We start from the raw sequence: 14,801 nt of genomic DNA, 5'->3' as shown, positions 1-14,801 counted from the left end.
ACAAGCGGCGTCCTACGATGGTGCGCGTGCCCAAGCTGACCCGAGCCGAAGTCGCTCAAGCCCTGCGCAACCCGCTGCTGTACATCGCCGAGCGCTGGACGCCCCAGCCGCGGACGGTGCGCCGCGCGGCCATGTCCGCCGTCGTGATGGCCGTCGTCATCGTCGTGACCGGCGGCGCCGTCCGGCTGACCGGCTCCGGCCTCGGCTGCCCGACCTGGCCCAAGTGCACCGACGAGAGCCTGACGGCGACGAGCGCGATGGGCTTCCACGGCGCCATCGAGTTCGGCAACCGCATGCTCGCGTACGTGCTGTGCGCGGCGGTCGGCTGGGCGATCATCGCGGCCCGGTCCGCGAAGCCCTGGCGGCGCAGCGTCACTCTGCTCGGCTGGGTGCAGTTCTGGATCGTGATGGGCAACGCGGTGCTCGGCGGCATCGTGGTGCTCGTCGGGCTGAACCCGTACACCGTCGCGGCGCACTTCCTGCTGTCCACCGCGCTGCTCACGGTCGCCGTGCTGACCTGGCAGCGGACCCGTGAGGGCGACGAGGCGCCGCGCCCGCTGGTGGGCAAGGCGGTCGCCCAGCTGGCCTGGCTGCTGGCCGTCGCGGCGGGCCTGCTGATCACCGTGGGCACGGTGGTCACGGGCGCAGGCCGGCACGCGGGCGACTCCAGCGACGTCCACCGCATCCCGATCGACTGGAAGATGATCGCCCAGCTGCACGCCGACCTGGCGTGGGTCGTGGTGGCGCTCACCGTCGCGCTCTGGTTCGTCCTGAAGGCCGTGGACGCACCGGTCGGGCCGCTGCACCGGACCCGCGAGCTGTTTTTGATCCTGCTGGGCCAGGGCGTGATCGGCTATGTGCAGTACTTCACCGACACGCCGGAGATCCTGGTCGGCCTGCACATGTTCGGCTCGTGCCTGGTGTGGATCGGGGTCGTACGCGTGGTGCTGTCGCTCCGGGAGCGGCCGGTGGCGGTGGCCCGGGTGCCGGAACCGGCGGTCGAGCAGACGGAGCCCGCCACGGCCGGCTGAGGCGGGCCGAACGGACAACGGACCGGGGCCCCCGCTCCGACGGCGTGAAAGCCGTGGAGCGGGGGCCCCGGTCCGTTGCGGTCTCAGGCCTTGTTCGACGGCCCGCCGACCTGGATGCCGGCCATCCGGGTCCACTCGTACGCGCCCGTGCGCACCTTCGCCGCGAACTCGCCGTCGAAGGACTCGTGCAGGGTGATCCCCGACTTCTGCGCGGCGCTCTCGGCGATCTCGTACGAGGGGGCGACCAGATCGCCCCAGCCGCCGTCCTCGCCCACCAGGACGATGCGGGCGCCCATCTGACCGAGGTAGGCGATCTGCCCCTCGGCCCCGCCGTGGGCCTTCGCGAAGGCCCCGATCTCCTTGGCCAGCCGGGCCGCCCTGCGCTCCGCGCGCGCCGCCCGCCTGCCGTCCACCTGCTGGGTCCCAGCCTCTGCCGTCTCTGCCATGGACAGGATGCTACCGGCGGGTAGATCAACCGGCGACGGGCGGGGAGCGTGGCTTGTGCCACGCTCCCCGCCCGTCGGCCGGAGCAGGGGTTCTACCGGAGGAAGGGGTCCACCGCCACGGCGACGAAGAGCAGCGACACATAGGTGATCGACCAGTGGAACAGCCGCATCTCCTTGAGCTTCGCGCCCGTCACCCCGGCCTTGGCCCGGCTGAGCAGCCCGTGCGCCTCCCAGAGCCAGAAGCCGCCGGTGAGCAGCGCCACGGCCGTGTAGAACCAGCCGGTGTAGCCCAGCGGGGTGAGCAGCAGCGAGACCGCGACCATCACCCAGCTGTAGGCGACGATCTGGCGGGCGACCACCCGGTTGGAGGCGATGACCGGGAGCATCGGGACGCCGACGCGCGCGTAGTCGTCCTTCACCTTCATGGACAGCGGCCAGTAGTGCGGGGGCGTCCAGAAGAAGATGACGGCGAAGAGGATCACCGCGGCCCAGGAGACCTCGTTCGTCACGGCCGACCAGCCGATGAGGACGGGCATGCAGCCCGCGATACCGCCCCAGACGATGTTCTGCGCGGTCCGGCGCTTCAGCAGCATCGTGTAGATCACGACGTAGAAGAGCAGGGCGCCCAGCGACAGGGCCGCCGACAGCCAGTTGACCAGCAGACCGAACCAGACCGTCGAGACCACCGCGAGGCCGATGCCGAAGGCCAGGCACTCGCGCGGGCTCACCATGCCGGTGACCAGCGGGCGCTGCGACGTACGGTCCATCAGCGCGTCGATGTCGCGGTCGATGTACATGTTCAGTGCATTGGCACCGCCGGCGGACAGATAGCCGCCGATGGTGGTAGTGAGCACGAGCCACAGGTCGGGTACACCCTGAGCGGCCAGGAACATCACCGGAACAGTGGTGATCAGCAACAGCTCGATGATCCGAGGCTTGGTCAGTGCCACGAATGCCTTGACACGGGCCCCGAACGGGCGTTGGCCCCCTGGGCTCGGAGTCAAGGCGACCCCTGCGGGTCGGGACTCGACGGCCGTCACGCACACCCCTGACAGAGAAATCCCAGCAAGCTCCGGGCGTAAGGACCCGGTGAAGACTTGCGCGAACCCGACCACTGTAGACGTTGGGGACAGGCCGCCCTTCGCGGGGGTGGGGTCGTGTTGATGTGGCGTGGACGGCCGTCGCGGACCGGCCGCGGGGCGGCTCGTACGCACGAGTGACGTACTGGTGTCGCAGCGTTCGCCCGGACCGCTTCCGAAGGCTCCGCAACCGCGCTCCGGACCGCTCTTCGGAGCGCCCAGGAGTGGGTCCCCGCGCTCATCGGAGAAGCCCATCGGTGAGCCCTTCCGCTCATACGGGAGGCGGATTCCGCGGGCCGCCCGCACCCTGGTAGGAGCCGGAAAACGCGGGTACGGACGGGGGTAGGCTCGACAGCATCCGGTGCGGTCGAAGTCACCGGTCTACAACAGTTGGAGAGGAGCCCTGACTCAGGGTGAGCACCAAGCCGACCACCACAGACCTCCAGTGGACCGAATTGGACCAGCGGGCCGTGGACACCGTCCGCGTCCTCGCCGCGGACGCCGTACAGAAAGTCGGAAACGGCCACCCGGGTACGGCCATGAGCCTGGCTCCCGCCGCGTACACCATCTTCCAGAAGGTGATGCGGCACGACCCCGCGGACGCGGACTGGACCGGTCGCGACCGGTTCGTGCTCTCGGCGGGCCACAGCAGCCTGACCCTGTACATCCAGCTCTACCTGGCCGGCTACGGCCTGGAGCTCGATGACCTGAAGGCCTTCCGCACCTGGGGCTCCAAGACCCCGGGCCACCCGGAGTACGGCCACACCACCGGCGTGGAGACGACGACCGGCCCGCTGGGCCAGGGTGTCGCCAACGCCGTGGGCATGGCCATGGCCGCCCGCTACGAGCGCGGTCTGTTCGACCCGGAGGCGGCCGCCGGCACCTCCCCCTTCGACCACATGGTGTGGGTCGTCGCCGGTGACGGCTGCCTCCAGGAGGGCATCTCGGCCGAGGCGTCCTCGCTGGCCGGGCACCAGAAGCTGGGCAACCTGGTCCTGCTGTGGGACGACAACCACATCTCCATCGAGGGCGACACGGAGACCGCGGTCTCCGAGGACACCGTCAAGCGCTACGAGGCGTACGGCTGGCACGTCCAGCGCGTCGACCAGCTGCCCAACGGCGACCTGGACCCCGAGGGCCTCTACCACGCGCTGCTGGCCGCCAAGGCCGAGACCGAGCGCCCCTCGTTCATCGCGGCCCGCTCGATCATCGCCTGGCCCGCCCCGCACGCCCAGAACACCGAGGCCTCGCACGGCTCCGCGCTCGGCGACGACGAGGTCGCCGCGACCAAGAAGGTGCTGGGCTTCGACCCGGAGAAGTCCTTCGAGGTCTCCGACGAGGTCATCGCGCACACCCGTGCCGCCCGGGACCGGGGTCGCGAGGCCAAGGCCGAGTGGCAGAAGGGCTTCGACGCCTGGCGCGCCGCCAACCCGGAGCGCGCCGCCGACTTCGACCGCATCGCCGCGGGCGAGCTGCCCAAGGGCTGGGAGGACAGCCTGCCGGTCTTCGAGACCGGTAAGGCCGTCGCCACCCGCGCCGCGTCCGGCAAGGTGCTCCAGGCGCTCGGCGGGATCATCCCCGAGCTGTGGGGGGGCTCCGCCGACCTGGCGGGCTCGAACAACACCACGATCGACAAGACGTCGTCGTTCCTCCCCGCGGGCAACCCGCTGCCGGAGGCCGACCCGTACGGCCGCACGATCCACTTCGGCATCCGCGAGCACGCCATGGCCGCCGCCATGAACGGCATCGCGCTGCACGGCAACACCCGCATCTACGGCGGCACCTTCCTGGTGTTCTCCGACTACATGCGCAACGCGGTGCGGCTGTCCGCGCTGATGCACCTGCCGGTGACCTACGTGTGGACGCACGACTCGATCGGTCTCGGCGAGGACGGCCCGACCCACCAGCCGGTGGAGCACCTGGCCTCGCTGCGCGCCATCCCGGGCCTCAACGTCGTGCGCCCGGCCGACGCCAACGAGACCGCCATCGCCTGGCGCGAGATCCTGCGCCGCTACACCAAGGTGTTCGGCGTGGGCGCCCCGCACGGTCTGGCGCTGACCCGCCAGGGCGTGCCGACGTACGAGGCGAACGAGGACGCGGCCAAGGGCGGCTACGTGCTCTTCGAGGCCGAGGGGGGCGAGCCGCAGGTCGTCCTGATCGGCACGGGCTCCGAGGTCCAGCTCGCCGTCGAGGCGCGCGATGAGCTCCAGGCGGCCGGAATTCCGACCCGTGTGGTCTCGATGCCGTGTGTCGAGTGGTTCGAGGAGCAGGAACAGGGTTACAAGGACAGCGTTCTGCCGCCGTCGGTGAAGGCCCGCGTGGCCGTGGAGGCGGGCATCGGCCTGACCTGGTACCGGTACGTCGGCGACGCCGGCCGGATCGTCTCACTGGAGCACTTCGGCGCTTCGGCGGACGCCAAGGTCCTGTTCCGGGAGTTCGGTTTCACCGGCGAGCACGTCGCCGAGGCCGCCCGGGAATCCCTCGCCGCCGCCACGCGCTGACGCCGTTATACGACTAGTAGGAGATGCAATTCTCATGACAGACGCACTCAAGCGCCTCTCCGACGAGGGCGTGGCGATCTGGCTCGACGATCTCTCGCGCAAGCGGATCACGTCGGGCAATCTGGCGGAGCTGATCGACCAGAGCCACGTCGTGGGGGTCACGACCAACCCCTCGATCTTCCAGAAGGCCATCTCGCAGGGCGACGGCTACGACCAGCAGCTCGCCGACCTCGCGGCCCGCAAGGTGACCGTCGAGGAAGCGATCCGCATGATCACCACCGCGGACGTCCGTGACGCGGCCGACATCCTGCGTCCGGTCTTCGACGCGACGGACGGCCAGGACGGCCGGGTCTCCATCGAGGTCGACCCGCGCCTGGCGCACAACACGACGGCCACGGTCGCCGAGGCCAAGCAGCTGGCCTGGCTGGTGGACCGCCCGAACACCCTCATCAAGATCCCGGCGACCAAGGCGGGCCTGCCCGCGATCACCGAGACGATCGGCCGGGGCATCAGCGTCAACGTCACGCTGATCTTCTCGCTGGAGCGCTACCGCGCGGTCATGGACGCCTACCTGGCGGGCCTGGAGAAGGCGAAGGCCGCGGGCCTGGACCTCTCCAGGATCCACTCGGTGGCGTCCTTCTTCGTATCCCGCGTGGACACCGAGATCGACAAGCGCCTGGACGCCATCGGCGGCGAGGAGGCGAAGGCCGCGAAGGGCAAGTCCGCCCTGGCCAACGCGCGCCTGGCCTACGAGGCGTACGAGGAGGTCTTCGCCGGTCAGCGCTGGGCCGCCCTGGACAAGGCGCACGCCAACAAGCAGCGTCCGCTGTGGGCCTCGACCGGCGTGAAGGACCCGGCCCTCAAGGACACCCTGTACGTCGTCGACCTCGTCGCCCCGAACACGGTCAACACCATGCCCGAGGCGACTCTGGACGCGGTGGCGGACCACGGCGAGGTCACCGGCAACACCGTCGCCGGTTCGTACGACCAGGCGCGCGCCGACCTCGACACCATCAAGAAGCTCGGTGTCGACTACGACGACGTCGTCCAGCTCCTGGAGGACGAGGGCGTCGAGAAGTTCGAGGCCGCCTGGACCGACCTGCTCAACTCGACCGAGGCGGAGCTCAAGCGCCTCGCCCCTTCGGAGGGCTGACCACTTTGTCTGGTGTTCCCGGAGCCAACCCGCTCCGTGACGCCCAGGACCGACGGCTCCCGCGCATCGCGGGGCCGTCGGGCCTGGTCATCTTTGGCGTCACGGGCGATTTGTCCCGTAAAAAGCTGATGCCCGCCGTCTACGACCTGGCCAACCGCGGTCTGCTGCCGCCGGGCTTCTCGCTCATCGGCTTCGCGCGCCGCGACTGGGAGGACGAGGACTTCGCCCAGGTCGTGCACGACGCCGTCAAGGAGCATTCCCGTACGCCCTTCCGCGAGGAGGTCTGGCAGCAGCTGAGCCAGGGCATGCGCTTCGTGCAGGGCAACTTCGACGACGACGTGGCCTTCGAGACCCTCAGGGCCACGATCGAGGAGCTGGACAAGGCGCAGGGCACGGGCGGCAACTTCGCCTTCTACCTGTCCGTCCCGCCGAAGTTCTTCCCCAAGGTGGTCCAGCAGCTCAAGAAGCACGGGCTGGCCGACCAGAAGGACGGCAGCTGGCGCCGCGCCGTCATCGAGAAGCCGTTCGGCCACGACCTGAAGAGCGCGCAGGAGCTGAACCAGCTCGTGCACGACGTCTTCCCGCCGAACGAGGTCTTCCGGATCGACCACTACCTCGGCAAGGAGACGGTCCAGAACATCCTGGCGCTGCGCTTCGCCAACACGATGTGGGAGCCGATCTGGAACCGGTCGTACGTCGACCACGTGCAGATCACGATGGCCGAGGACATCGGCATCGGCGGCCGGGCCGGCTACTACGACGGCATCGGCGCCGCCCGTGACGTCATCCAGAACCACCTGCTCCAGCTGCTCGCGCTGACCGCCATGGAGGAGCCCGGCTCCTTCCACCCCAAGGCCCTGGTCGCCGAGAAGCTCAAGGTGCTCACGGCGGTGGAGCTGCCCGAGGACCTGGGCAAGCACACCGTGCGCGGCCAGTACACGCACGCCTGGCAGGGCGGCGAGGAGGCCGTGGGCTATCTGGAGGAGGACGGTATCGACCCCAAGTCGAAGACCGACACCTTCGCCGCGATCAAGCTGACGATCAACAACCGCCGCTGGGCGGGCGTCCCCTTCTACCTGCGCACCGGCAAGCGTCTCGGCCGCCGGGTCACGGAGATCGCGGTCGTCTTCAAGCGCGCCCCGTACCTGCCCTTCGAGTCCGGCGCGACGGAGGAGCTTGGCGGCAACGCCCTGGTCATCCGGGTGCAGCCGGACGAGGGTGTCACGGTGCGGTTCGGCTCCAAGGTGCCCGGCACCTCGATGGAGGTCCGGGACGTCACGATGGACTTCGCCTACGGCGAGTCCTTCACGGAGTCCAGCCCGGAGGCGTACGAGCGGCTCATCCTCGACGTCCTGCTCGGCGACGCCAACCTCTTCCCGCGCCACCAGGAGGTCGAGCTCTCCTGGAACATCCTCGACCCGATCGAGGAGTACTGGGACAAGCACGGCAAGCCCGCCCAGTACCCGGCCGGCACCTGGGGTCCGGCCGAGGCGGACGAGATGCTCGCACGCGACGGACGGAGCTGGCGCCGGCCATGAAGATCGATCTCACGGAAACCACGTCCAGCAAGATCAACCAGGCGCTCATCTCGGCCCGGCGCGCCGTCGGCGCCCCGGCGATCGGGATGGTGCTCACCCTCGTCATCGTCACCGACGAGGAGAACGCCTACGACGCGCTGAAGGCGGCCAGCGACTCCTCGCGCGAGCACCCCTCGCGGATCATCGCGGTCATCAAGCGGCTCAGCCGTTCGCCGCGCACCCGCCGCGACGCGCGGCTCGACGCCGAGATCCGGGTCGGGTCCGACTCGGGCTCCGGCGAGACCGTGGTGCTGCGGCTCCACGGCGAGCTGGCCAACCACGCCCAGTCGGTCGTCCTGCCGCTGCTGCTGCCGGACGCCCCGGTGGTCGTGTGGTGGCCGCAGGACTCCCCGGCCGACCCGGCGAGGGACGCGCTCGGCGCACTGGCCCAGCGCCGGATCACCGACACCTACTCGGCCGAGCACCCGCTCGAAGAGCTGGCGATGCGTGCCCAGACCTATCGGCCCGGTGACACGGACCTGGCGTGGACGCGCATCACGCCGTGGCGCTCGATGCTGGCGGCGGCGCTCGACCAGCAGCCGGCCGAGGTCGTCTCGGCCACGGTCGAGGGCGAGTCGGACAACCCGAGCTGCGAGCTGCTGGCCATGTGGCTCGCGGACCGCCTCGGCGTCCCGGTGGAGCGCACCACGTCCGGCGGCCCCGGCCTCACGGCCGTCCGGATGACCACCAAGAACGGCGACATCGTCCTGGACCGGGCCGACGGCTCGCTCGCCACGCTCTGCATGGTGGGCCAGCCGGACCGCGCGGTGGCGCTCAAGCGCCGCGAGACGGCGGAGCTGCTCGCGGAGGAGCTCCGCCGCCTCGACCCGGACAACATCTACGAGTCGACGGTGAAGTTCGGCGTGGAGCGCCTGGACCAGGCGGAGCCGTCCGCCCCGGCCAAGAAGGCCGCGGACGCCACTCCCCCCGCGAAGAAGGCCGCCCCGGCCAAGAAGGCGGCGGCGAAGTGACCGGAGTACCGCAGCTCGTCGTGCACCGCGACAAGGAGCTGATGGCGCAGGCCGCGGCGGCCCGGCTGATCACGAAGATCGTGGACGCCCAGGCCGCGCGCGGCAACGCCTCGGTGGTGCTCACCGGCGGGCGCAACGGCAACGGCCTGCTGGCCGCTCTCGCCGCCGCGCCCGCCCGGGACGCGATCGACTGGTCGCGGCTCGACCTGTGGTGGGGCGACGAGCGGTTCCTGCCCGAGGGCGACCCGGAGCGCAATGTCACCCAGGCCCGCGAGGCCCTGCTCGACGCGGTGCCGCTGGACCCGTCCCGGGTGCACGTCATGCCCGCGTCGGACGGCCCCTACGGCCCGGACGCCGACGCCGCGGCCGCCGGATACGCGGCCGAACTGGCGGCCGCCTCGGCACCGCAGGACCACGGCCCGGTGCCGGAGTTCGACGTGCTGATGCTGGGCGTCGGCCCCGACACCCATGTCGCCTCGCTCTTCCCCGAGCTGCCGGCGGTACGGGAGACCGAGCGCACCGTCGTCGGTGTGCACGGCGCCCCCAAGCCGCCGCCGGTCCGGGTCTCGCTGACGCTGCCCGCCATCCGGGCGGCGCGCGAGGTATGGCTGCTGGCCGCGGGCGAGGACAAGGCGGAGGCGGTGGCCATCGCCCTGTCGGGGCCCGGGGAGATCCAGGCCCCGGCTGCCGGTGCGTACGGCCGGGGCCGCACGCTGTGGCTGCTGGACGCGGCGGCGGCCTCCCGCCTCCCCCGCGCCCTGTACCCGCCGGCCTCCGCCTGACCGGCCGTCAGCGGGTTTCCGCACGGGCCCGGTCCGCCCCTCGGGGCGGACCGGGCCCGCCGCGTTTCCGGGGCCGGGGCCTTTCGCCGGCCTGATCCGAACGAAAGGCCCTGACGTGAAAGGCTCGGCCCATGCATATCGGAACCGTGGTGATGGGCGCGTCGGACGTGGCGCGGGCGGCGGCCTTCTGGAAGGCGGCACTGGGGTACGTGGAGCGGGAACCGGCCACGGAGGACTGGGTGGTCCTGGTCCCCGCCGAGGGGCCGGGCGCCGGGCTCTCCCTCGGGCGCAGCGACGCACCGGTGCAGGAGGTCCCCCGGGTCCACCTCGACCTGTACACCGAGGAGCAGGACGCCGAGGTGGCCCGGCTGCTCGCACTCGGCGCGGCGGAGGTGGACTGGGAGCTGTATCCCGAGGACCCGGACTTCGTGGTGCTGGCGGACCCGGAGGGCAACCGCTTCTGCGTCATCGACACGACGCACGGCTGAGGGGCCCCGCCGCTCCGGCCGGGGCCCCTCGGGCGGGACTCAGCGCCCGCGCAGCTCGCGGTACTTGGAGGCGAGCGCGGCGGTCGAGCTGTCCAGCTGCTCGCCGCCCTTGCCCTCGGTCAGGACGGGCTCGATCTTCTTGGCCAGGACCTTGCCGAGCTCGACGCCCCACTGGTCGAAGGAGTCGATGTTCCAGATCGCGCCCTGGACGAAGACCTTGTGCTCGTACAGCGCGATCAGCTGGCCGAGCACGGACGGGGTGAGCCGGTCGGCGAGGATCGTCGTCGTCGGGTGGTCGCCCCGGAACGTCTTGTGCGCCACCAGCTCCTCGGGGACGCCCTCGGCGCGCACCTCGTCCGGCGTCTTGCCGAAGGCGAGGGCCTGGGTCTGGGCGAAGAAGTTGGCCATCAGCAGGTCGTGCTGGGCGACCAGGCCGGGCAGCAGGTCGTCGACCGGCTGCGCGAAGCCGATGAAGTCGGCCGGGATGACCTTCGTACCCTGGTGGATCAGCTGGTAGTAGGCGTGCTGTCCGTTGGTGCCCGGGGTGCCCCAGACGACCGGGCCGGTCTGCCAGTCGACCGGATTGCCGTCCCGGTCCACGGACTTGCCGTTGGACTCCATGTCCAGCTGCTGGAGGTACGCGGTGAACTTGGACAGGTAGTGGCTGTACGGCAGCACGGCGTGCGACTGGGCGTCGAAGAACGCGCCGTACCAGACACCCAGCAGGCCGAGCAGCAGCGGGGCGTTCTCCTCGGCGGGGGCGGTGCGGAAGTGCTCGTCGACGAGGTGGAAGCCGTCGAGCATCTCGCGGAACCGGTCCGGGCCGATGGCGATCATCAGCGAGAGCCCGATGGCGGAGTCGTACGAGTAGCGGCCGCCGACCCAGTCCCAGAACTCGAACATGTTGTCGGTGTCGATGCCGAAGTCCGCGACCTTGCCGGCATTCGTCGACAGCGCCACGAAGTGCTTGGCGACGGCGTCCTGACCGGCCCTCAGGCCGGTGAGCAGCCAGTCGCGGGCGGAGGTGGCGTTGGTGATCGTCTCGATCGTGGTGAAGGTCTTCGACGCGATGATGAACAGCGTCTCGGCCGGGTCCAGGTCGTGGAGGGCCTCGTGCAGGTCGGCGCCGTCCACGTTGGAGACGAACCGGAAGGTGAGCGAGCGGTCCGTGAAGGAGCGCAGCACCTCGTAGGCCATGGCGGGGCCGAGGTCGGAGCCGCCGATGCCGATGTTGACGATGTTCTTGATCGGCTTGCCGGTGTGACCGGTCCACTCCCCCGACCTGACCCGGTCGGAGAAGGCCGCCATCTTGTCGAGCACCGCGTGCACGGCCGGCACCACGTTCTCGCCGTCGACCTCGATCACGGTGTCGCGCGGAGCGCGCAGCGCGGTGTGCAGGACGGCGCGGTCCTCGGTGGTGTTGATCTTCTCGCCACGGAACATGGCGTCGCGCAGCCCGGCGACGTCGGTGGCGACGGCCAGCTCGCGCAGCAGCCCCAGCGTCTCGTCGGTGACCAGGTGCTTGGAGTAGTCGAGGTACAGGTCGCCGACCCGCAGGGTGTACCCGGTGCCACGCGCCGGGTCGTCCGCGAACAGCCGGCGCAGGTGGGTCGACCCGAGCTGCTCACGGTGCTTGCCCAGCGCGGCCCATTCCGGCGTCTGGTTGAGCCTGGTACGGCTTGTTGCGTTCATCCCGGACATCAGCCCACTTCTCTCGTAACCGCAGTTCCCCGCTGCCCCTCCAACCTAATTGATCAGGCGGCCGGACGTGACAACGGCGGGCTGCGGCACAAGATCCTGTCCGGAGTTCCAGCGCCGCGACGCCGCGGGGGAACTCCGGACAGGATCTGGGAAGCACTCCGGCCGGGCACCCGAGGGTGTCCGGCCGGTGAACGTCTCTAGATCTCGCCGCGGAGTTTCGCGAGGGCCTCGGCGAGGATGGCCTCGCCGTCCGCGTCGCTGCGCCGCTCGCGTACGTACGCGAGGTGCGTCTTGTACGGCTCGGTGCGCGGCGGGTCCGGCGGGCTCTCCGGGTCCTGGCCGGCCGGGAAACCGCAGCGCGGGCAGTCCCAGGTGTCCGGCACCTGCGCGTCATGGGCGAAGCTGGGCTGCGTCTCGTGCCCGTTCGAGCACCAGAAGGAGATGCGGAGCCGTGGCGCGGACTCGCCGCGCTCGGCCTCCCCCATCGGCCCCGCTCCGACCCGGCTTCCCCGGATCGCGTTGCCACTTGCCACGGTCGTAACTCCCTGCGTGATGGTGCTCGAAGATGCCCCAGTCTACGTAAGGCCCAACGCGCGTCCAGTGAAAGGAGTTACACCGTCACCGGGAATCGCGTACGACGGGTCAGTTGTCCAGCTTGATGAGCAGACCAAGCACCACGATGCACGCGAACCAGCCCAGACCGACCACCACGGTGATGCGGTCGAGGTTGCGCTCGGCGACCGAGGAACCGCCGACGGAGGACTGCATGCCGCCACCGAACATGTCGGAGAGACCGCCGCCCTTGCCCTTGTGCATCAGCACCAGCAGCATCAGCAGCAGGCTGAAGACGATCAGGGCGATCTCGAACCCCAGAATCACGGCTGGTCCCTACTTTCCGGAAATACCGACTGCTAGTGCGAACAACGGGGGCCGGGAGGCTGCCCTCCCCGGCCCCCGCAAGGGTACGACGGATCCGCGCTACCGCATACTCACTGGTCGCGGAAGCGGACGATCTTGACGAACTCGTCCGCGTCCAGCGCCGCGCCGCCGATCAGGGCGCCGTCGACGTCGGGCTGGGCCATGATCGCGGCCACGTTGCCGGACTTGACCGAGCCGCCGTACTGGATGCGGACCGCGTCGGCCAGCTCCTGCGAGTACAGCTCGGCGAGGCGGACGCGGATCGCACCGCAGACCTCCTGCGCGTCCTCGGGGGTGGCGACCTCGCCGGTGCCGATGGCCCAGACCGGCTCGTAGGCGATCACGATGGACTCGGCCTGCTCGGCCGGGATGTCCTTCAGGGCGCCGTCGAGCTGCGCGAGGGTGTACGCGACCTGGTCGCCGGCCTTGCGGACGTCCAGGCCCTCGCCGACGCACAGGATCGGGGTCAGGCCGTGCTTGTACGCGGCCTTCACCTTGGCGTTGCAGACCTCGTCGGTCTCGGCGTGGTACTGGCGGCGCTCGCTGTGGCCGACGGCGACGAAGGTGCACTTCAGCTTGGCGAGCATCGGGCCGGAGATCTCACCGGTGTACGCGCCGGAGTCGTGCGCCGAGATGTCCTGGGCGCCGTACTTGATCTTCAGCTTGTCGCCGTCGACCAGCGTCTGCACGGAGCGCAGGTCGGTGAAGGGCGGCAGGACGGCGACCTCGACGGCGTCGTAGTCCTTGTCGGCCAGGGCGAAGGCGAGCTTCTGGACGTGGGCGATGGCCTCGAGGTGGTTGAGGTTCATCTTCCAGTTGCCCGCCATCAGCGGGGTGCGAGTGGTCATGAAAGGTCAGTCCTCCAGAGCGGCGAGGCCGGGAAGCGTCTTGCCCTCGAGGTATTCGAGGCTGGCACCGCCACCGGTCGAGATGTGTCCGAACGCGTTCTCGTCGAAGCCCAGGATGCGGACCGCGGCGGCGGAGTCGCCACCGCCGACCACGCTGAAGCCCGAGGAGTCGACGAGGGCCTGGGCGACGGCCCGGGTGCCCTCGGCGAAGTCGGGGTGCTCGAAGACGCCCATCGGGCCGTTCCAGAAGACGGTGGCCGCGTCGGCGAGCTTCGATGCGTAGAGCTTGTTGGTCTCCGGACCGTTGTCCAGACCCATCTGCCCGGCCGGCATGGCGTCCGCGGGGACGGTGTCCGGGTGGGCCGGGGCCTTGGTCTTGAGGTCGGGGAAGGAGGGCGCGACTACGACGTCGACGGGGAGGACGAACTCCACACCCTTCTCCTCGGCGCGCCGCAGGTACTCCTGGACGGCCGGGATCTGGTCCTCCTGGAGCAGCGAGCTGCCGACCTCGTGGCCCTGGGCCTTGAGGAAGGTGTACGCCATGCCGCCGCCGATCAGGATGCGGTCGGCGCGCTCCAGCAGGTGGTCGATGACACCGAGCTTGTCGGAGACCTTGGCGCCGCCGAGGACCACCGCGTAGGGGCGCTGGACGTCGTCGGTGAGCTTCTTCAGGACGCCGACCTCGGTGGCGATGAGATCGCCGGCGGCGTGCGGGAGCCGGGCCGGGAGGTCGAAGACCGAGGCGTGCTTGCGGTGGACGGCGCCGAAGCCATCGCCCACGTACAGGTCGGCCAGCTCGGCGAGCTGATCGGCGAACGCGCCGCGCTCGGCGTCGTCCTTGGAGGTCTCGCCGGGGTTGAAGCGCAGGTTCTCGATGACGGCGACCTGGCCGTCGGTGAGCGCGGCGACGGCGGCGCGGGCGGACTCGCCGACCGTGTCGCTCGCGAACGCCACTTCGGTGCCGAGCAGTTCACCGAGCCGGGTGGCGGCGGGAGCCAGCGAGAACGCCGGGTCCGGGGCACCCTTGGGGCGGCCCAGGTGGGAGGCGACGACGACCCGGGCGCCGGCGTCGGCGAGCTTCCGGACGGTCGGGGTGACCGCGCGGATGCGGCCGTCGTCGGTGATGGTGGTGCCGCTGAGCGGCACGTTGAGGTCGGCGCGGACGAATACCCGCTTGCCGGCGACCCCTTCGGCGAGAAGTTCGTCGATCGTCTTCATCTGTCTGGACTCCTTGGAGGACGAGAGAGCATGCGAGGGGGCTCGAACGGCGCGGCGTTGCGCTGTTCGAGCCCCGTGCTCACATCGA

14 protein-coding genes are annotated in these 14,801 nt (G+C 70.4%); 7 read left to right on the top strand and 7 right to left on the bottom strand.

The features are described from left to right. Positions 1-17: 17 nt before the first annotated feature. Entirely contained in the window at positions 18-1,031 is a 1,014-nt protein-coding gene (locus EAO73_RS20945) for a COX15/CtaA family protein (protein WP_147973017.1), read from the top strand. An 83-nt stretch (positions 1,032-1,114) separates the two neighbouring features. Here EAO73_RS20945 and EAO73_RS20940 read toward each other — a convergent pair whose 3' ends face one another. Beyond that, a complete protein-coding gene (locus EAO73_RS20940; RefSeq protein WP_147973016.1) occupies positions 1,115-1,477 on the bottom strand; it encodes a hypothetical protein in 363 nt (120 codons plus the stop codon). Between the two features lie 92 nt (positions 1,478-1,569). Next, positions 1,570-2,523 (bottom strand): heme o synthase, encoded by a 954-nt coding sequence (locus tag EAO73_RS20935; protein ID WP_191134157.1) that lies wholly within the window; start codon positions 2,521-2,523, stop codon positions 1,570-1,572. A gap of 446 nt (positions 2,524-2,969) precedes the next feature. Between EAO73_RS20935 and tkt the strand changes: the two genes are divergently transcribed. From tkt to EAO73_RS20905, 6 genes are all read left to right on the top strand, one after another. Then, positions 2,970-5,057 (top strand): transketolase, encoded by a 2,088-nt coding sequence (tkt, locus tag EAO73_RS20930; protein ID WP_147973015.1) that lies wholly within the window; start codon positions 2,970-2,972, stop codon positions 5,055-5,057. A gap of 34 nt (positions 5,058-5,091) precedes the next feature. Beyond that, positions 5,092-6,210 carry a transaldolase gene (tal, locus tag EAO73_RS20925; protein ID WP_147973014.1) on the top strand — a complete coding sequence of 373 codons (1,119 nt, stop codon included), beginning with the start codon at positions 5,092-5,094 and terminating at the stop codon, positions 6,208-6,210. A 5-nt stretch (positions 6,211-6,215) separates the two neighbouring features. Further along, positions 6,216-7,748, top strand: coding sequence for a glucose-6-phosphate dehydrogenase (zwf, locus tag EAO73_RS20920; protein WP_018518823.1), 1,533 nt, complete (start codon positions 6,216-6,218; stop codon positions 7,746-7,748). Then, a complete protein-coding gene (gene opcA / locus EAO73_RS20915) occupies positions 7,745-8,758 on the top strand; it encodes a glucose-6-phosphate dehydrogenase assembly protein OpcA (RefSeq protein WP_147973013.1) in 1,014 nt (337 codons plus the stop codon). The genes zwf and opcA overlap by 4 nt, the downstream gene beginning before the upstream one ends. Positions 8,759-8,799: 41 nt before the next feature. Next, entirely contained in the window at positions 8,800-9,540 is a 741-nt protein-coding gene (pgl, locus tag EAO73_RS20910) for a 6-phosphogluconolactonase (RefSeq protein ID WP_412075093.1), read from the top strand. 131 nt (positions 9,541-9,671) lie between these two features. After that, on the top strand, positions 9,672-10,028 hold the full coding sequence (locus EAO73_RS20905) for a VOC family protein (RefSeq protein WP_147973011.1): 357 nt from the start codon (positions 9,672-9,674) through the stop codon (positions 10,026-10,028). A gap of 39 nt (positions 10,029-10,067) precedes the next feature. Here EAO73_RS20905 and pgi read toward each other — a convergent pair whose 3' ends face one another. From pgi to EAO73_RS20880, 5 genes are all read right to left on the bottom strand, one after another. After that, positions 10,068-11,720, bottom strand: a complete 1,653-nt coding sequence (gene pgi / locus EAO73_RS20900) for a glucose-6-phosphate isomerase (RefSeq protein ID WP_147973574.1) — start codon at positions 11,718-11,720, stop codon at positions 10,068-10,070. Positions 11,721-11,926: 206 nt separating this feature from the next. Next, positions 11,927-12,262, bottom strand: a complete 336-nt coding sequence (locus EAO73_RS20895; RefSeq protein WP_073864697.1) for an RNA polymerase-binding protein RbpA — start codon at positions 12,260-12,262, stop codon at positions 11,927-11,929. 109 nt (positions 12,263-12,371) lie between these two features. Then, positions 12,372-12,608 (bottom strand): preprotein translocase subunit SecG, encoded by a 237-nt coding sequence (gene secG, locus EAO73_RS20890; protein WP_018104607.1) that lies wholly within the window; start codon positions 12,606-12,608, stop codon positions 12,372-12,374. Positions 12,609-12,718: 110 nt separating this feature from the next. Beyond that, the gene (tpiA, locus tag EAO73_RS20885; protein ID WP_147973010.1) at positions 12,719-13,495 is read right to left on the bottom strand and encodes a triose-phosphate isomerase; all 777 of its coding nucleotides are present in this window, start codon (positions 13,493-13,495) and stop codon (positions 12,719-12,721) included. A 6-nt stretch (positions 13,496-13,501) separates the two neighbouring features. Then, on the bottom strand, positions 13,502-14,713 hold the full coding sequence (locus tag EAO73_RS20880) for a phosphoglycerate kinase (RefSeq protein ID WP_147973009.1): 1,212 nt from the start codon (positions 14,711-14,713) through the stop codon (positions 13,502-13,504). Positions 14,714-14,801: the final 88 nt, after the last annotated feature.

The sequence above is a fragment of the Streptomyces sp. col6 genome, assembly GCF_008042035.1.
Classification (GTDB): Bacteria; Actinomycetota; Actinomycetes; order Streptomycetales; family Streptomycetaceae; genus Streptomyces.
This window is presented reverse-complemented; position numbering and strand designations above follow the sequence as displayed.

Bases quoted from the DNA above. Each gene is read 5' to 3' on its own strand.
- pgi (WP_147973574.1), bottom strand. From the start codon at position 11,720: ATGAACGCAACAAGCCGTACCAGGCTCAACCAGACGCCGGAATGGGCC.
- pgl (WP_412075093.1), top strand. From the start codon at position 8,800: ATGGCGCAGGCCGCGGCGGCCCGGCTGATCACGAAGATCGTGGACGCC.
- tpiA (WP_147973010.1), bottom strand. From the start codon at position 13,495: ATGACCACTCGCACCCCGCTGATGGCGGGCAACTGGAAGATGAACCTC.
- EAO73_RS20880 (WP_147973009.1), bottom strand. From the start codon at position 14,713: ATGAAGACGATCGACGAACTTCTCGCCGAAGGGGTCGCCGGCAAGCGG.
- opcA (WP_147973013.1), top strand. From the start codon at position 7,745: ATGAAGATCGATCTCACGGAAACCACGTCCAGCAAGATCAACCAGGCG.
- EAO73_RS20945 (WP_147973017.1), top strand. From the start codon at position 18: ATGGTGCGCGTGCCCAAGCTGACCCGAGCCGAAGTCGCTCAAGCCCTG.
- tal (WP_147973014.1), top strand. From the start codon at position 5,092: ATGACAGACGCACTCAAGCGCCTCTCCGACGAGGGCGTGGCGATCTGG.
- EAO73_RS20905 (WP_147973011.1), top strand. From the start codon at position 9,672: ATGCATATCGGAACCGTGGTGATGGGCGCGTCGGACGTGGCGCGGGCG.
- EAO73_RS20940 (WP_147973016.1), bottom strand. From the start codon at position 1,477: ATGGCAGAGACGGCAGAGGCTGGGACCCAGCAGGTGGACGGCAGGCGG.